Annotated in this window: 14 protein-coding genes; 2 read left to right on the plus strand and 12 right to left on the minus strand. The window is 40.1% G+C overall.

Annotated elements, in window-relative coordinates; genetic code table 11:
* Positions 1-13: 13 nt before the first annotated feature.
* The 8 genes from tuaE to LNN34_RS18285 all read right to left on the minus strand — a co-directional run bounded on the left by tuaE (position 14) and on the right by LNN34_RS18285 (position 10545).
* The gene (tuaE, locus tag LNN34_RS18250) at positions 14-1480 is read right to left on the minus strand and encodes a teichuronic acid biosynthesis protein TuaE (RefSeq protein WP_059335050.1); all 1467 of its coding nucleotides are present in this window, start codon (positions 1478-1480) and stop codon (positions 14-16) included.
* A gap of 85 nt (positions 1481-1565) precedes the next feature.
* The gene (gene tuaD, locus LNN34_RS18255; protein WP_083244509.1) at positions 1566-2951 is read right to left on the minus strand and encodes a UDP-glucose 6-dehydrogenase TuaD; all 1386 of its coding nucleotides are present in this window, start codon (positions 2949-2951) and stop codon (positions 1566-1568) included.
* 61 nt (positions 2952-3012) lie between these two features.
* Complete coding sequence (tuaC, locus tag LNN34_RS18260; protein ID WP_202657932.1) at positions 3013-4182, minus strand: teichuronic acid biosynthesis protein TuaC; 1170 nt, start codon at positions 4180-4182, stop codon at positions 3013-3015.
* Complete coding sequence (tuaB, locus tag LNN34_RS18265; RefSeq protein WP_229044113.1) at positions 4179-5630, minus strand: teichuronic acid biosynthesis protein TuaB; 1452 nt, start codon at positions 5628-5630, stop codon at positions 4179-4181. The genes tuaC and tuaB overlap by 4 nt, the downstream gene beginning before the upstream one ends.
* A 49-nt stretch (positions 5631-5679) precedes the next feature.
* Complete coding sequence (locus LNN34_RS18270) at positions 5680-6336, minus strand: sugar transferase (RefSeq protein WP_024123040.1); 657 nt, start codon at positions 6334-6336, stop codon at positions 5680-5682.
* Positions 6337-6563: 227 nt separating this feature from the next.
* Positions 6564-8054 (minus strand): N-acetylmuramoyl-L-alanine amidase LytC, encoded by a 1491-nt coding sequence (lytC, locus tag LNN34_RS18275; RefSeq protein ID WP_044159499.1) that lies wholly within the window; start codon positions 8052-8054, stop codon positions 6564-6566.
* A 41-nt stretch (positions 8055-8095) separates the two neighbouring features.
* A complete protein-coding gene (locus LNN34_RS18280) occupies positions 8096-10213 on the minus strand; it encodes a SpoIID/LytB domain-containing protein (RefSeq protein ID WP_044159502.1) in 2118 nt (705 codons plus the stop codon).
* Positions 10214-10236: 23 nt separating this feature from the next.
* Positions 10237-10545, minus strand: a complete 309-nt coding sequence (locus LNN34_RS18285) for a membrane protein (protein ID WP_044159504.1) — start codon at positions 10543-10545, stop codon at positions 10237-10239.
* Positions 10546-10728: 183 nt separating this feature from the next.
* On the opposite strand from LNN34_RS18285, the gene LNN34_RS18290 reads away from it, so the two are divergent.
* A complete protein-coding gene (locus LNN34_RS18290) occupies positions 10729-11649 on the plus strand; it encodes a LytR family transcriptional regulator (protein ID WP_229044096.1) in 921 nt (306 codons plus the stop codon).
* Between the two features lie 40 nt (positions 11650-11689).
* Here LNN34_RS18290 and wecB read toward each other — a convergent pair whose 3' ends face one another.
* A complete protein-coding gene (wecB, locus tag LNN34_RS18295; RefSeq protein WP_059335058.1) occupies positions 11690-12832 on the minus strand; it encodes a non-hydrolyzing UDP-N-acetylglucosamine 2-epimerase in 1143 nt (380 codons plus the stop codon).
* Between the two features lie 249 nt (positions 12833-13081).
* Between wecB and galU the strand changes: the two genes are divergently transcribed.
* Positions 13082-13960, plus strand: coding sequence for a UTP--glucose-1-phosphate uridylyltransferase GalU (galU, locus tag LNN34_RS18300; RefSeq protein WP_044159515.1), 879 nt, complete (start codon positions 13082-13084; stop codon positions 13958-13960).
* 81 nt (positions 13961-14041) lie between these two features.
* Here galU and LNN34_RS22130 read toward each other — a convergent pair whose 3' ends face one another.
* The 3 genes from LNN34_RS22130 to ggaB form a co-directional block, all read right to left on the minus strand.
* Positions 14042-14356 carry a transposase gene (locus tag LNN34_RS22130; RefSeq protein ID WP_083244495.1) on the minus strand — a complete coding sequence of 105 codons (315 nt, stop codon included), beginning with the start codon at positions 14354-14356 and terminating at the stop codon, positions 14042-14044.
* A 300-nt stretch (positions 14357-14656) separates the two neighbouring features.
* On the minus strand, positions 14657-14971 hold the full coding sequence (locus tag LNN34_RS22135; protein WP_083244494.1) for a hypothetical protein: 315 nt from the start codon (positions 14969-14971) through the stop codon (positions 14657-14659).
* Positions 14972-15158: 187 nt separating this feature from the next.
* On the minus strand, positions 15159-17861 hold the full coding sequence (ggaB, locus tag LNN34_RS18310; protein ID WP_229044098.1) for a poly(glucosyl N-acetylgalactosamine 1-phosphate) glucosyltransferase: 2703 nt from the start codon (positions 17859-17861) through the stop codon (positions 15159-15161).
* Positions 17862-17870 lie beyond the last annotated feature (9 nt).

Raw genomic sequence — 17870 nt, forward strand, 5'->3', positions numbered from 1 at the left:
TTTTGTAGTCTGTTTACCGGTATATGGGCTCAAGCTGCTGTCTGGATCGCCTTAAGACATTCACCGCGGCGATGACGAGCGCCAGAAATACCCAATGGAAAAATAAATTTGAGACAGAGCTTGGGCTGATGCTGGATACCAGAAAACTGACCATAGCTGTGATGAGCCCTTCTGTGATCAGTTTTGACTGATTTTCCATTTTTCTTTCATAAAACTTGTAAAGCACCCACATCAGGTATAAATAAATGGCCAGATAGCCGAGCATGATAAGCAAGCCGAAGTTTGCCAGAATCTCTGCCAGCCAATTGTGCACCTCTGTCACGTTGTCAGTATCATATAAAGCATGATGCTCAAGATAATAAGACACATTGCCTGCGCCCACTCCGAATCCGTATGAGTCAAGGAAGAAGTGCCATGCGTTTTTTAACAGATTGGCTCTGGCCACATTGGACGGAAGCGTCTCTTGGAATGAATGAGACGTCTGAGGAGCCAGGAACAGCTTCCAAAACAATGCGAAAATCCGGCTGGCAAAAAGAGCCGCAAAGACCGCAATTCCTGCTGCCGACAGCCAAATAGCGATTTTTTTCAGAACAGGCGGCAAGACAATAAAAATGTAGACGGCTATTCCCGCAAAAACGCCCAGCAGGCTGGCTCTGGAACCAGTCGCAAAGATTAAATACAACGCACCAAGCGAGAGCACAAGGCCAATTCCCTTTAAGTAACCGTTCTTTATGTTTTTCACCATTGCGATGTAAAAAAAGAAACTGATCGACAAAAATGTCGCAAAATCATTTTGATTAAAGAAGACTGAGGTCGGATAATGCTGCTTATATTCCGGTCCGCTGTACAATGTCGAACTCGGGAGATGATGATGCGTGATATGATTGTAAAAACCGATGATCATCAGAAATACCGTCATCACCAACCAGATGGAATAAATAATCATCAGACGTTCCATTTTTTGCACATACATCACAATAAGATAAATAAAAAATATCCCCATCGCCAGCAGTGCTAAATATTTCAGACCATCTGTAACTGATTTGGCCCACAGCAGAGAAACAAGGCCGTATATAAACCAAAAAGCGAAAAAGAGCAAAATCCCTTTCACTTGCAGTCCGTTCCATCTTTCAATATGTGTTCGATTCCGCACCACACCGATCACATGGAGGCACCCCGCTGCAATGAGCAGAAGCCTGTAAAGAAACAAACTGAAAAATCCAAGATGAATCGCGAAAAATGCATTATTTAAAAAAGTGCAGGCGATCAAAATATAGATTACAGCCATAAAGAGCCGTTCTTTTGTTGTAAATGCGGTTGCAAGTGTCAGTACAAACAGACCAATTGCCAACACCGCAAGCACGGCAGCCATCTGTATTAAACCTATATCTGTACGGATGGCTCCCAGCAATAGGACGACTCCAAATATGGCAGCGGCCAGTAACGAAAGCGTATGGACCGCTGAACGTTTGATACTCACATGTTTAACCCCTTTCCTGATGTTTCAGGAGCCGGCGGCCGAGCCTAAGCAGCCAGCAGCTTTAACCAAGTAACACTTTTTCTTTTTATAGGTTGACGCTCCCCAAGTCTTTAGCCAATTCCTCGAGCGGCAAGCCCGGAAAATACTTGTCAGAAGGCTCCGCTCCCCGAACAGCAGGACGGCCGATGGAGTGATAAATGTATCCGGCTGCCTGCATCTCTTCAAGTGAAAATAAATTTCTGCCGTCGATGATGATCGGCTGTTTTAAGAGGGTTTTCACTTTAACAAGCTCCATTTCTTTCACTTCCGGCCAATCCGTTAAGATCAGGCATGCATCAGTGTCCTCAATCGCATCATACACATCTGTATAATACTCGACCTGTTCGCCAAGGATCGCTGAAGCTTCAGGAATAGCAATCGGATCGTATGCTTTTACATGTGCGCCCAGCTGCTGCAGCATCGGGATAATATCTAGAGCAGGAGCGGATCTCACATCGTTTGTATTCGGTTTGAAGGCCAATCCGAGCACGGAAATGGTTCTCCCTTTTATGCTTCCCATCACAGTTAAGAGCTTATCTACAATGTGAACGCGCTGCTTTTCATTTGTCTCAATGACGGCTTCTATGAGCTTAAATGGATATCCGGCCGTTTTGGCAATTTGAAGCAGTGCGGTTGTATCCTTAGGAAAGCAGGAGCCGCCAAACCCAATACCCGCTTTCAAGAACTTTCTGCCGATCCGGCTGTCGAGCCCGACGCCGTCAGCAACGTTTGAGACATCCGCGCCGACTCGCTCGCAAATGTTCGCGATATCGTTAATAAACGAAATCTTTGTAGCCAAAAATGCATTTGCAGCATATTTAATCATCTCTGCACTTTCTAAATTCGTTTTAATAACAGGGGCATGAAAAGGCTGATGCAATTCCTCTATGATGGAAGCGGCTTTATGACTGGTAGATCCTATGACGGCACGCTCCATATTCATCGTGTCATGAATCGCTGAGCCCTCCCGAAGAAATTCAGGGTTGGATACAACATCAAAGGAGCATCTTCCCTTCGAAGCTTTTTGAACGATAGATTGAACCAGTTTTCCGGTACCGACTGGGACTGTGCTTTTATTGACAATGATTTTGTAGCCGGTGAGATGTTCACCGATCGTTTTCGCAGCCGCTTTGACGTACGTTAAATCAGCTTCGCCTGTTTTAGACATCGGGGTTCCGACTGCAATATAAATAATGTCTGAAGCCCGAATGGCAGACGGAATATCGTTAGTAAAAGACAGACGCTGTTCTAACACATTTTTTTCAACTAAATCAGCAAGCCCTGGTTCATATATTGGGATTACTCCGTTTTTCAGACTTCTGATTTTTGATTCGTTGATATCACAGCAAATCACTTTATTTCCGATTTCCGCAAAGCAGGTGCCTGATACGAGTCCTACATATCCTGTTCCAATGACAGCAATTTTTTTCACAGCCCTCATCCCTCTCCTGTAAATTCATCTTCCTATTTATATTGGTCGCAGTTACTTACGATTAAACAGGTGTTTTCAGAACCATCTGATACTGATCATGCAGCGCCCTGGCATTTTTCCCGGCGTCATATTGAGTGTGAATGATTTGATATAATTCATCCGCCACTTCCGGCTGCCATATTTGATCTTTTGCGTATAAAGAGATCGTGTTTGCTAAGGCTTGAGCTGATTTCGGTTCAATCAGCATATGCCGGTGTTTTCCGAATAATGAAGCCACTCCACCGACATCTGTACAGATGACAGGAACCCGCAGTGCCAGCGCCTCGATCACAACTGTCGGCATTCCTTCGCTATAAGAAGGGAGCACAAACATATCTGCGGCGAGCAAATACTCTCTAACCCTGTGATTCGGCACTTGGCCTGTTACAATATGTCCCTTTTGCATCAGCAAAGATTTTGCGGGGCCGTCTCCCACAAAAACAGCTCGAGGCGGTTCCTCCATCATCTCAATGGCATCTGACAATTCAAAAATGCCTTTTTCCTTAACGAGCCTGCCCACATAGACAGCAAGGCGCTGGTCAAGCGGGAGCCCGAGGTTTTTTCTGATTTCTTCTTTTGTCTGCTCATTTTCCTGAAAACGGCTGAGCTGTATGCCGATCGGCAAAACCGTACTGTCAAAGCCAGAAAGTTTTTTGGTTTCTTCCTGAAGCTTTTCGCTGACTGCAAGAACTGAGGATGCGGAACCAACCGCAGTTTTGAAGGCTTTAAACGCGCCTTTGCTGTAGTGAGGATAGACATTCACATCACTGCCATGCAAAGTCAAAATATACGGAATCCCGATTGTCTTTGACACGACTGCCGCAGCCCCGCCCGACGGCATAGCAAAGTGCGCATGGATCAGATCAGGGTTTAAGTCATGCTGTTTAATGGTTTTTAAAACAGCAGCCCCAATGCGCCGGTGGGGCTGAGCCCATTTCAGCTGGCCGGGAACAGCGGGATAGAAAGGCCGGTAAACCGGGATTCCTTTCCGTATCTCATATTCTGGTCTGGCATCCTTTTTTCGGTATGCCTTTTTCAGCATACGGACAGGCGCAGGGTGAAAAGGTCTTGGGCATATCACGGTGATATCCAGCCCGAGCTTCAGCAGCTCTTGCACCTGTGTTTCATGAAACACACCCTCGCCGGGTTTCAGACTGCTTGGATATACGCTTGTGATCCACAAAATCTTCATGACAAACGTCCTTTTCTTAGTAGTTTGCTTTTCATCTGGGGGTACGCTTTACCCAAAAGAAAGAGATAGCAGAGCGACCCGGCCGCCACCGAAATTACCAGCCTCATTTCCGCCTGCATGCTGAAGCGTTCTGTTCCTAAACTCGCGCCGAATGCGATAACGGCCATACCCGCTGTGATCAGAAACGGCTTCATAACGGCTTTAAAATAAGCTGAAAGATTGAGCTTAATGACATATGCCAGCAGCCAGCGACCGATTAGAAAATTGAAAACGCTGATGACGGCATATACCCAAGCGACAGTCAGAAGATTGCCCGTCTGAACAGCTGCAAACAGCGACAAACCATACAGCAGCATGACGCCGGAGTCCCAATAAAAAGCCAAATCCGCTCTTCCTTTAGCAAGAAGCACAGAACCATTCGGATTCATCAGCACCCTGAGTATCCCGACGATGGCAAGAACATTCAGAACAGGGACAGCAGCAAGCCATTTTTCTCCGAAAACAGCTGCGATAAAGGCGTCTGACACGGATACGAGCCCAATTAACAGCGGGAACGATACAAGCGCAAGCATTTTTGTCATATTCAGAAAGCCTTCTCTGATCACGCTGTTTTCGTATTTGTTTTTGGCGAAAATGGGAAACGCGACCCGTGTCACAATCGGATTAATTTTCAAAACCGGAATGGTGACAATCTGGTAGGCAAGATTATAAATGCCCAGCGCTTCGGCACCGATAAACCGGCCGATTAAGATCATATCGATGTTCGCTCCCAGCCTGTTCACAAGACGGGATGAAAGCTGAAAGGCTCCAAAGGAGAAGAACTCCTTCATTCCCCTTAGATCAAAAACAAAGGATGGGCGCCATTTTTTTTGGTATACAGCCCAGAATAAAATCCCTTTACTGGACTGCAGCAGCACCTGAGAAATCACGTACGCCAAAATCGCATCTGTCATAAAAACTGCTATCGCTAAATATCCGAAGGACAATACATTTGATAAAATCTCTATTTTGCTTAACGTATTAAATTGCAGCTCCTTCTGCAGCATATACTGGTACTGCTGTCCGATCGGAGCTACCAAAAACATAATCCCCAAAATCCTGATGAGAAACACAAGCTCTTCTCTTTGATAAAATCCCGCAATGACGGGACTGCACACATATAAAAGCACAAACAGCAAAATGCCGGTCATAATGTTCAGCCAATACAATGTTGACAGCTGGCGCTCCGTGGCGTCATCTCTTTGAATTAACGCGGCGCCAAAACCCATATCAAGCACAATCTGGGCGAATATTGTAACCGTTGTGATCATGCCGACGAGTCCAAATTCCGTTAAGGTCATCATATTTCCAAGCAAGGCAAACTGAACGATTTGAATGATTGTAATACAGATTGTTGAAACACTTGTCCACTTTGCGCCGCTCATGATTTGTTTTGTAATACTTGGCATCATATTCCCTACTTCTTTTTAAGCTCAGTTTGATGGCGAATGCAGATGTTTATCTTGCACCATCACCTGTCAAGACTACTTTACAAGTTTTTAACATAATTTTTAATTCCAACATGAAAGTCAGATTGCGAATGTAATATAAATCAAATATAAGCTTTTCCTTCGGCGTCATGTCATAACCGCCGTTCACCTGCGCCCAGCCGCTCAATCCCGGTTTGACAGCCAGACGCTGTGTAAACCCCGGAATCTCATTCTGGAACTTTTCCGTAAACACTGGACGTTCCGGGCGAGGTCCAATCATGCTCATATCGCCTTTCAGCACATTAAACAGCTGAGGAAGCTCGTCAATTCGCGTTCTTCTGATAAATGCTCCAATTCGTGTCACCCGCGGATCCTGCTTCTGCGCCCAAACCGCCCCAGACTTCTCGGCATCTATTTTCATGGAACGAAGCTTATAAAGCTTAAAAGGTTTCCCGCCTTTTCCTACACGCTCCTGCGTATAGATGGCAGGCCCCGGCGTCTCCAAACAAATCAATATTGAAAATACCGCAATCATTGGCAGCGCAACCACCAATCCAATCAGCGCAAACCAAATATCCATCACGCGCTTTACTGCCAAATAACGAGCCGTTTTTTCAGATAATGCAAATGATGCTTGCTGCACTGAGAATTCGCGACTCACATTCATGCTTTTTTCTGCACCCACTGACACACACCTCACGATTTGTTTGGGATGTTATGATGACCTATGCCAGTCAGTTTAGCAGACGGATGTTAATTGGTTGTAAATGGATTGTTAAGAAGTGTGAATTACGTGTTTTTTCTGATAAATCATATTAATGTTCTTTATCATTTTATGTACAAGCCCTTGTTTTAATCATGTAAACGATAAAAAAAGAGACAAATCTGTTATTTAGATTTGTCTCTTCATTTTTATCTATAATATGAAACTGTACCATCATGAATAGCTTGGGCAGCTTTATCTTTATAAACTGCTTGTTTCAGTTTACTTGCGTCGGCTGCATTTGTGATGAAAGCAGTCTCAACTAAAACGCTTGGCATTTTAGAATATTTGATAACATAGAATCCTGCTTGCTTGACTCCACGGTCTCTTGTCCCGAGATTAGCTGCAAGTTTCGGCTGAATTTGATCTGCTAATCGTTTGCTTTTTGCTGCCTGATATGTTGTGTCATAATAGGTCTCACTGCCATTTGGAGATGAGCTATCATTGGCATTCGCATGAATACTGATGAACAAATCAGCTTGGGCAGAGGCTGCCTTACTTACTCTTTCCTGTAAAGAATAAAACGTATCATTAGATCTCGACATTACCGGAAGAGCACCAGAAGCATTTAGCTTCGTATTGACTCTTTTCGCTATATCAAGGTTTACCTCTTTCTCAAGCAGTCCATTTCCTACTGCTCCCGAGTCTTGATCTCCATGGCCTGGATCAATAAAAATTGTTTCACCTACAACAGGATTCTTTAGCTGATTAGCTACTTTAGTGCTTATAGCTGGAGTATTTCCGATAATCGTAAAGTTTGACATGTTTTTGCTGCCGATAATTTTTCGTGCGCCGCCAGATAAATTTTCACCATTAGTCAAAATAAGAGATTGCTTGTTCTTTGCTGCCAGAGTGGCTCCTGCGATTGAATCTGGATAGCTAAAACCATTACTTACATATACTGTACTCGTTGACAGGTTTAGTTTTTGTACAATATTAGCAGCAAGCTCGTACCTGTTTGAACCGCTAATTCTTGTAGGAGAAGGCAACTTGTTATACACCGTATTATTAATACTTCCGGTACCTCCTGCAACCACAGTACTTGTAATTCTCTTATCTTTCATCACTGCTGTTGTCGCACTATTTATAGAGGTTTTGTTTGTAAACAGAATAGGATACCCATTTTTAGCTGCATAAGGGATGATCCCTGGAGCATCAGCATATAAAAACCCATTTAAAATGACAGCTTTTGAGGTTGCGTTCATTGCTCTTGCGACCCGTGCAGCTGTATCATAGCGATTACTTCCAGCAATTCGTTTAATACTGATGCCTAAGCTTTTGATCTGATTGGCAGTATTAGAGGAAACAGCTGGTGTACCACCTACAATAATCACATTTTTTGTTCGCATTTCTTTTAGCCTTGTTTTCGTCTCAGAAGAGAGCTTATCAGCATTTGTGTAAAGCAGCGGTGCATTCTTCTGATAAGCAAGTGGTGCCGCTGAAATGGCATCTGCGTATGAACTTCCGCCAACAATAACCGCTGTACTCGCTGTTGAGTACATCTGCTTTGATATTTGAACTGCAGTCCCGTACCTATTACTTCCTCCGACTCTTTTAACCGAATTATCGGCCAATGCTGTTGGTACAAAAAGAATGAGTCCCAGAAAACACATTGTTAGGACTTTTATATAAGAACGCAATTACTTTTCCTCCTTAAATGGCCTTTAGCACCTTAAAATAATTAATAACTTGTCAGAGTTGTCCCAGGATAGTAAAATTTCAAAATTGAACTATATGAATCTCCTGCTTCTGCTCTTGCCTTAGCTCCATATTGACTCATTCCGATGCCGTGACCGTAACCTTTGCCGCTGATTGTGTACTTTGAATTGTCTTTTTTTACAGTCACATAAGTACTTTTAAAACCAGTTGCACCAATCATTGTTCTTAGCTGAGTTGTCGGAACAGTGATGGTTGTAATTTTACTTAGATTGTAGGAGCCAGTACTGCTTTTAACAAAATACTTAACTTTCATAGATGCTGTTTTTGCACGTTGCCCCTGTGTTGTACCGCTAAAGCTCAAATCTTCTATACTCGCAATTTTTACAGAAGCTGCTCCTGTTTCTTTATTTTTCAAGATCCAATTTTTAACTCCGGATAACCTCGCAGCATCAGTTTCAGTTGCTGAAGACCACCAAGAAGATGGCTTATTTAAGTCAAGCGAATTCGTGTCAAGCTGTTGTTTTGAGAGTGTAAGCGTCCAGCCTATTTGAGGATCCTTAGAATCTTTCTTCGCAATTAAGTAAGGTACACTTGATGACCAGACTTCGTTGCTCGCTTCTGTATAACCGCCATTGCTTGAAGAATAAGTTGCTGTTATAAGAGATCCGTTATATTTCAGAACTTTTCCTTTTGTCTGCTCAACCGCTTTATTGGTGTTTGAATTCCAACTATATCCTCCATAAACTTGAAAAGCTGTTGTATCAGGTACAGTAGTTCCCGTTTTTGTTATGGAGTAGGTTCTCGCAGCCACAGTCTGTGCTTTTAGGGCTTCAAGTGACCAGCTGGCAGGCATTTCATTTGGAATAACCCCTTTTAAATAATCCTCAAATGGAATATTTTCGTTAACCGGTCTGATATATTTAGTAGATTCAATAGAGAAATTAACCGTTCCAAGATACTGATTTCCGTTAAGACTTATTCTGTTAGAAGTCGAGTATTTTTCAGGTTTAATCCTCAGAGAGTTACTATATGTTTTTATATTTTCGAGATTTAATTTCCCATTGTTGATTTTCAGAGTATAGTTGCTTCCGCCGGCTAAATAAAATTCATCAGCAAGTGAATTCTCGACTTCTGCAGAAATTGAACTGGTGCTTCCAATAAAGTCGTATGCATATGTGGCTTTTTCTTTTGTTATGCTTTTAGCTGCCGCAGGAACACTATCTTGTTTAATAAATAAAATTTGGCTGTTTTTCTTCGCAGCAAGCGAAGCACCTACTAATACGTCTGCGTACTTTGTTCCGTTCGTCATTACGACTTTATCAGCCTTCAACTTTAATTGTTTAATAATATTTGCTGTGAGTTCATATCTGGTTGATCCAGGTATCCTCTGTACAGTTGAAGTTTTTTTTATTTCATTTTCTACACTGTCACTGACACTAAATGAACTGCCGATTATAATCACTTGTTTTGGCAAATCATAATCCGGAAGTTTATCCTTCTCAGTAAGCAAAATAGGGTATCCCTGTGCCGCAGCATAAGGAGCTATGGCTAACGCATCTTGAAATACCTTTCCGGTTACAACGATAGCTTTATCATAGCTGCCCATCTGTTTAGCGATATTCTCAGATAATACATATCTATTTTTTCCGCTTATCCTTTTAACTGAGCCATATGATTTCAGCTTGTTTTCTACATCTTTTGAAATGCTGCGTGCTCCCCCAATGACTAAAATATTGTCCGGGTTAAATTTAGCAATTTGTCTTTCAGTAGTTTTTGTTAACGTATCAGGCTGAGTAAATAAGATTGGTGCATCTAGTTTTTTTGCTAATGGGATAACAGGCAATGCATCAATAAAAATATCCCGGTTTACCAAAATAACTGTATTAGGATTTTTCCACTGACTGCCGGATGCAAGAGTAGCGGTTTCGTATCTTGATGCCCCTGCAAAACGATCCGTTACAGCAACATTATCTCCAGTTACTTTATAAAATCCTGTTGGGGATAGACTGATACTAGATTTATTACCAATATAATTTGACAATTTGACTGAAATGTTTGAGTCTGCTGCAAAAGTAACTGATGGGATAAATAGTAAGATTGCAGCAAGTGAACATACGATCAAGCGTTTGCAAGAATTCAAGATTTCAGGTTCCTCCTCATATCTTAGTTGGTACGTTTAATATCTTTTAATAGAAGTTGACCCTCGCCATTTTCTTCATATTTCACCGTAACTTTATCGCCATTATTGAATTTTTCAAGCTCACTTGTTGATTCTTCAGTAATATCAAGAACAACTGGCTCGTTATCCACAGTTACTTCAATTGTGTGGGTATCTGCTAAACCTACATAAACACCCTCTGCTGTTTCGATGTTACTGTCTGTTGACACATCTTCACCTTGGCTCTTTTGATTATCAGCCCCGCAACCTGCAAGGAGCAGTATAAAGAACATTAAACCAATCAATTTTTTCATTTTTTTCACCTCATTATGTTTTATCGTCAGTTATTTAATATTTTAAAGAAAAATTAAGAAACAGTGAAACTTTTTTTTATAAAAATCGACTATTATAGGATTTTGTTTCTTCTATTAAAAAGAGTTGTATTTACTGGAAATTTCAATCATAATCAAATTAACTGAACAGATGGGGTGCAAAGAATGAGAAGTAAACGCAGAAAAAAGAAAAAAACCTTATTACTGACGATATTAATTATTATTGGAATCCTTGTGTTAGGGACAGGCGGTTACGCATACTACTTATGGCATAAAGCCGCTTCAACCGTGGCAAGTATTCATGAAAGTATTGATAAATCCAAAAAGAGAGATACAGAGGTTAATATCAATAAAAAAGACCCGTTTTCTGTTTTAATTATGGGGGTGGATGAACGTTCAGGCGATAAAGGACGCGCCGATACGCTCATTTATATGACCGTTAACCCAAAAACGAACACCACAGATATGGTCAGTATTCCCCGTGATACGTATACAAAAATTATCGGAAAAGGCACGATGGATAAAATCAACCATTCGTACGCATATGGCGGTACACAAATGACAGTTGACACGGTTGAAAACTTCCTCGATGTTCCGGTCGATTATTTTGTAAAAGTCAATATGGAAAGCTTTAGAGACGTGGTTGATACTCTCGGCGGCATCACAGTTAACAGCACATTTGCGTTCAGCTATGACGGTTATTCATTCGGCAAAGGAGAAATCACACTGAACGGAAAAGAAGCATTAGCGTATTCACGAATGAGAAAAGAAGATCCAAGAGGAGATTTCGGACGTCAGGACCGTCAGCGCCAAGTGATCGAAGGAATCATTAACAAAGGGGCAAATATTTCTTCCGTTACAAAGTTTGGAGATATGTTTAAGGTCGTTGAAAATAATGTGAAAACCAATTTGACGTTTGATAATATGTGGGATATCCAGTCCGATTACAAAGGCGCCCGAAAGCATATCAAGCAGCACGAACTGAAAGGCGAAGGCACAAGAATCAATGACGTCTATTACTATAAAGCAGATGAGAGCGAGCTAGCTGACATCACAAATGAACTGAAAGAAAGCTTAGAAAGCTAAAACCAAAAGAAGCTTCGCACCTATGTGCAAAGCTTCTTTTTTATTTACCCGTAAAAGAGTCCGGATGTTCCTTCCGATATCCGTAGTGAAACAGCAATTCCTCTACAATCCGGCGGGAGGCCTGTCCATCACCATACGGATTTGAAGCATAGGACATTTTCTGATACTCATCGGCGTCAGTTAAGAGCTCTTTTGCAAGCTGATAAATGTTCTCCTCATTTGTCCCCGCAAGTTTAAGCGTCCCTGCTTCCACTCCTTCAGGGCGCTCCGTCGTATCACGAAGCACAAGAACTGGTTTCCCGAGCGATGGCGCTTCTTCCTGCACTCCGCCGGAATCAGTCAAAATGAAATGGGATTTTGCCGCAAAGTTATGGAAGTCAATCACTTCTAAAGGCTCAATCAGATGCACTCTGTCCGAGTCGCCAAAATGCTTCTGAGCCGCTTCCCGGACAACAGGGTTAAGGTGCACAGGGTAAACGACCTGTACATCATTATATTCCTCTACAATTCTGCGGATGGCCTTAAACATGTTTTCCATCGGCTCGCCTAAGTTTTCACGGCGATGAGCAGTCAGCAAAATCATCTTATCCTCACCCACTTGGTCAAGGACAGGGTGTGAATAACCTTCCCTAACTGTTGTGCGAAGCGCGTCAATCGCTGTATTGCCCGTTACAAAAATAGAATCGGCCTTTTTGTTTTCTTTTAACAAATTGTCTCTTGCCTGTCCTGTCGGTGCAAAATGCAAATCAGCAATAGCACCGGTCATTTGGCGGTTGAGCTCTTCAGGAAACGGAGAATATTTATTGCCTGTGCGAAGACCGGCCTCCACATGCCCGACAGCAATTTGATGATAAAACGCGGCAAGGCTTCCGGCAAATGTCGTCGTCGTATCACCGTGGACAAGCACAATATCAGGCTTGATGTCTTTAAACAGCTCGTCCAATTTCACAAGCGCATTGGACGTAATTTCTGCCAGCGTCTGCCGCTCCTTCATAATGTTCAAATCGAAATCAGGCTTAATCCGAAACGCTTCAAGCACCTGATCCAGCATTTGTCTGTGCTGGGCAGTCACCGTTACATAGGACTCTATTTCAGGGTATTTTTTTAATTCAAGCACGAGCGGCGCCATCTTTATCGCTTCCGGCCTGGTTCCGAAGACGGTCATGACTTTTAGTTTTTTCATAATTGTCACCTGGTTTCTGCAAAAATAAAATCATACCCCTTATTCTACATGAATTTGTTTCATTTTAAATCATTTCCTATTCACTTATTCATGGTCAAGTGAACTTTATTGCTAGGGAACTTAAGGATAAAACTTGTTTAAAATTGGTTTATCCTATATCATAAAAAATGTGTGAAAACACATTGAACAGGGTAAATAGAAAATAGTTTTAGCCATAAATATTTTCGTTAATAAGGAAGGTGCCTTTAAATGAAAAAAGTACGTAAAGCGATAATTCCAGCAGCAGGACTAGGAACGCGTTTTCTTCCGGCTACGAAAGCAATGCCGAAAGAAATGCTTCCTATCGTAGATAAGCCAACCATTCAATACATAATTGAAGAAGCTGTTGAGTCCGGTATTGAGGACATTATTATTGTAACAGGCAAAAGCAAGCGTGCGATTGAGGATCATTTTGATTACTCTCCTGAACTTGAAAGAAACCTTGAAGAAAAAGGAAAGATCGAACTCCTTGAAAAAGTGAAAAAATCTTCCAATCTGGCTGACATCCACTACATCCGCCAAAAAGAGCCTAAAGGACTTGGACATGCTGTGTGGTGCGCGCGTAACTTTATCGGCGATGAGCCTTTTGCGGTTCTGCTTGGAGACGATATTGTTCAGGCGGAAAAACCAGGATTGCGCCAGTTAATGGATGAGTATGAAAGAACACTTTCTTCTATTATAGGTGTTCAGCAAGTGCCTGAAGAAGAAACTCACCGCTACGGTATTATCGATCCGCTGACAAGTGAAGGCCGCCGTTACCAGGTGAAAAACTTTGTTGAGAAGCCGTCTAAAGGCACAGCACCTTCTAACCTTGCCATCTTAGGACGTTACGTATTTACGCCTGAGATCTTTATGTACTTAGAGGAACAGCAGGTTGGCGCAGGCGGAGAAATTCAGCTGACAGACGCCATTCAAAAGCTGAATGAAATTCAAAGAGTGTTTGCTTACGATTTTGAAGGCAAGCGCTATGATGTTGGTGAAAAGCTTGGTTTTATCACAACAACTCTTGAATTTGCGATGCAAGATAAAGAACTCCGCGGACAGCTCGTTCCATTCATGGAAAACTTATTAAACAAAGAAGAAATCTAAACAAAAAAGCTTGTAGAGAAAACGATGTTTTTTCTACAAGCTTTTTTGTTTTGTAATGTTTCTTTAGATTTTCAGCTGATTTCAAAAACAGAAATAGAGCCCCCATCTACCTAGCCCTGCTTGGCTAGGTAGATGGCAATCTTCTTCATGTTCTGGCATGTGGCTGTGAGGAGAAATTGTTCGCCTCACATTCCGTTTTCCCCTCAACCAGCAATAGCGAAGCCCGTGCAGCTGTTTTGAATCTGCAAAGCTGCGTTCTATTTTTTCTTTTCTTTTTTGTAGAGGTTTTTTCCTGAAACAGACACACGATTTTGTCTGACCTTTTATTTGTGGTCCTCCCATACATGTCGGGTGGATCTTCTGGCTATTCTTTGATCTTGTGCATTGTTCAAGCAATGGGCATCCGGAACAGGTTTCAGGATCTGATTTATATGACCGGAAGCCTTTTCAGTCAGTTGTTGAGTATGTAAGTGTTTTTTGATTTGGACAAATGTATCTGTCTTGTTCACTGTCATAATGAAATTTCAATTTTAGAAACAAGCCTATGGCAGAGTGATAACGTCTATGTGCAATCACATCAAAGATTTGCCGTTCAGATAATCCTTTACAGATCGGAATCGTTAAATATCCGGAATAAGGGCGACGGCTTCTACTTGAAAACCAAATCGTGCGATTTGGTGATCTAACCGGTCAAGACTAAGGCACAGATTCATGGACATTTCCAGGTGTAACATAGGCATCGGTGATCATGTTGTATTTCATATCCGTTATGCGTTTGTTTTCCCGATACAGATATCCACTATCCGGATCAGTTGTACTTTGGAGGATCTCTTTTTCAGCTCTAACCTCCTCTTTGGCCATCAGTGGCTTTTTTCCGTGTTCCTCCCGACCTTCTTGGATGGCTTCATTTAAATCTTTGATATAGTTTTGTATATCCTGTTCAATCGTTTTTCTAGTGTATTTATGCTTATTGGCATTGACTTTAAGGTGAGTGGAATCGGCATAGGACAACGTCCGCCCACCATGTCATGATTGATGGCCTGAAGAACGATCTCATCAAAAATGTCTTGAAAAGAAATTTGAAAGCACCGGTGAATATTGTAACAAATGTTAAGTTTTTTCACTTTTAAAAAGTAAAGAGAAGTTCCGCAGAACTTCTCCCAACATTTTGAAGTGTCAATATAGAGCAAAACCAAGCTTATTTAGCAACTTTACTTTTGTCTAATTGCAAAATAGCATTATAAATACGATTCCGATTATTTTTATCAGTATATGCAAAAAAGTTATCTACTCTTTTTCTATACTTATCTTCCATACGACTATCATTTTTCATATAATAGATAACTTTATCAACTAAACTATTATGATCTTCTATTACATCACCAAAGCCCATTTTCTTATAATCATAGTAATCAAGTTTAAAATGGTATGAGTTTTCGTATTGATAATAGATCACAGGCTTTTTCTCGTATGCAAAATCAAATGCAACGGATGAAAAATCAGTAATCATTATATTAGAAGAATTAAATAACATTTGATAGCTGCTATTATAATCTGCAAACTCTACATAATCGTGCTTTTCAAAATCTACCATCTGTTGTTGAATGTCCGGGTGCGGGAAAAAGGTTATCTTATAATTATTATTCTTAGCAAATTCGATTAGCCGTTCATCATTAATCAAAGCATTATACCTAGCAAAGTATTCACTTTCTTTAAATTTCGGATTGTACGGTCTTACTCCTTTTGCCTGATCTTTAGGTAATACAATATCTTTTCTCCATGTAGGCATGATTAGAAGCTGCTTTTCCCCTTCACTCTTCTTAAGATTATCGTATCTCGGAAATCCACCCAAAAAGATATTTTCTTTTTTATAATTGTAATTTCCTTTCACAATAGACCGATATTCAGGTTTCGCTGAAGTGACTAATAATTTGATATTCTTACTGTATTTGTTTAACCATTCAGAATGATCTGCCATTGTTATTCCATGCTGTAAAAAGACAAACTCAAAATTAAATAAATCTCTAAAATAAATCTCCATATTGAAAAATGGATTTACAACCCATATATCTGCATGTGTCGATATTACCTTGGAAGAGGATAAGGTTAAAATTTTATGTCTAAAAGATCTGTATGGTATAACCTTTCCGTATTTTTTAATTCTGTCATAATCCTTGCTATCTTTTTTTATTACAAAGTATTTTTTTACCCCATCATTCTTGTTGATTGCATATTTAAAGAGGTGCTCGGCATTATCATCAGCTTTATCTTGTCTGTCTATGAATAACCATACTGGTTTTCTGTTAAATATAGTAAAAACATGGTGTGCCATCCTTGCTACCATTGCCTTCTTAATAGCTGATTTTCGTTTCTTTGATTTCCCACCTGATTTATGAAGGGATTTTAAGAAACGAAACTCTTTTATAAATCTATTTTTAACATTGTTTTTTTCGAACATTAATTTTTTATAATTATAATAAAAGATATAATCTTTTTTAGCTGCATAAGAATTATATAGAACATTTGACAAACCTGAATACTTGAAAAAGCGAAGTTTTGTCATCTTTCTTTTTTTACCCTTTGTTATAAAAAATTCGATATGCTGATTGTCTGCTAGATAGCTTTTGGGAATATCTATAGAGAAACCAGGATATTTTTTTATTACTTCTCCTAAACTTATATAATCATTATGCTGTCTTTTTATATTCTTTGCTTTTATTTTTGTTTCTCCAATTTTAGCATATAAATTAAAACCTTTAGAATTAAACAGAGAGCTCCAAAAACCTTCTATGTGAACAGAATCCTCATTTTCTTCTAAAATCTCAATAGTTAGTGTTTGATCCGATAATTTCGAAACAATTTGTCCTTCTCTGTATAAATAATAATCCTGTTCAGTTTCTCTTTCATATACATACCTACTATAATTTTCACCGTGTTTTATTTTTAAAGCATGATATAGATAGAAATGGCTGACGCTTTTTGTATCAATGATGACATCGTCGTCAATATACGATAATACCTCTCGAATCAATGTTAAAAACTCGCAGTATTCATTTTCATCTAAAGGTGTTTCACTAATATCCTTAATCAATAATTTCCACTTCAAATCATGCATAACCATGTATTGAAGAAACAAAGGTATTTTCTGTTCATTATTCTGGGTGATATCGATTAAATTCTTAGAGAAAGTGATAAGTGAATGGTTAAACCAATTCTTATTTGCTTTAGCAGTCTGCATGGCAGACGATCCATCTTCTCTAACTCTATAACGGTATTTTGCCTCTTTAACCAGACCATACTTTTTCTTGTGCGATATAATTAAATTAACTAGTTTGGCATCTTCACCTATTTTACAATTTTCATCAAATCTGATATTTTTCAAGGCATCTTTTTGTATAAATGTAGAACAGCAATGAGTTAATATATGATGTGGTTCTTTTTCTACATCCAATATTCTCGTAGAAGAAAACTTATTATTTAGATTATGTTCTCCAGTTCTTCCTTCTTCAAAAAAAATAGGGATTGCTACAATATCAATTTGATTCTTATGTTGGTTAAAGAAGGTTAAAACATTTTCGAATGTTTCTTCTGAAACTAAATCATCCGGATCCAAAAATTGAATATATCTTCCTTCAGCATACTTTAAACCATAATTTCGAGCACTGCTCACTCCGCCATTCTGTTTCTTTACATATACAATGTTTTTTGGATATTTTTGAGCATATTCTTTACAAATGACTTCACTTTTATCTGGGCTATCATCATTCACAAGTATTAACTGAATATTCTCGAAACCTATAGTCTGGTTAATAACGCTTTCTATAGCATCAGTTAGATATAACTCAACATTATAAATCGGCATTATAACACTGAAATCATAGTTAAAACTCTTTTCGTTCATAAAAGATTG

The organism is Bacillus sp. AF23 (assembly GCF_020861455.1).
Lineage (GTDB): Bacteria > Bacillota > Bacilli > Bacillales > Bacillaceae > Bacillus > Bacillus halotolerans.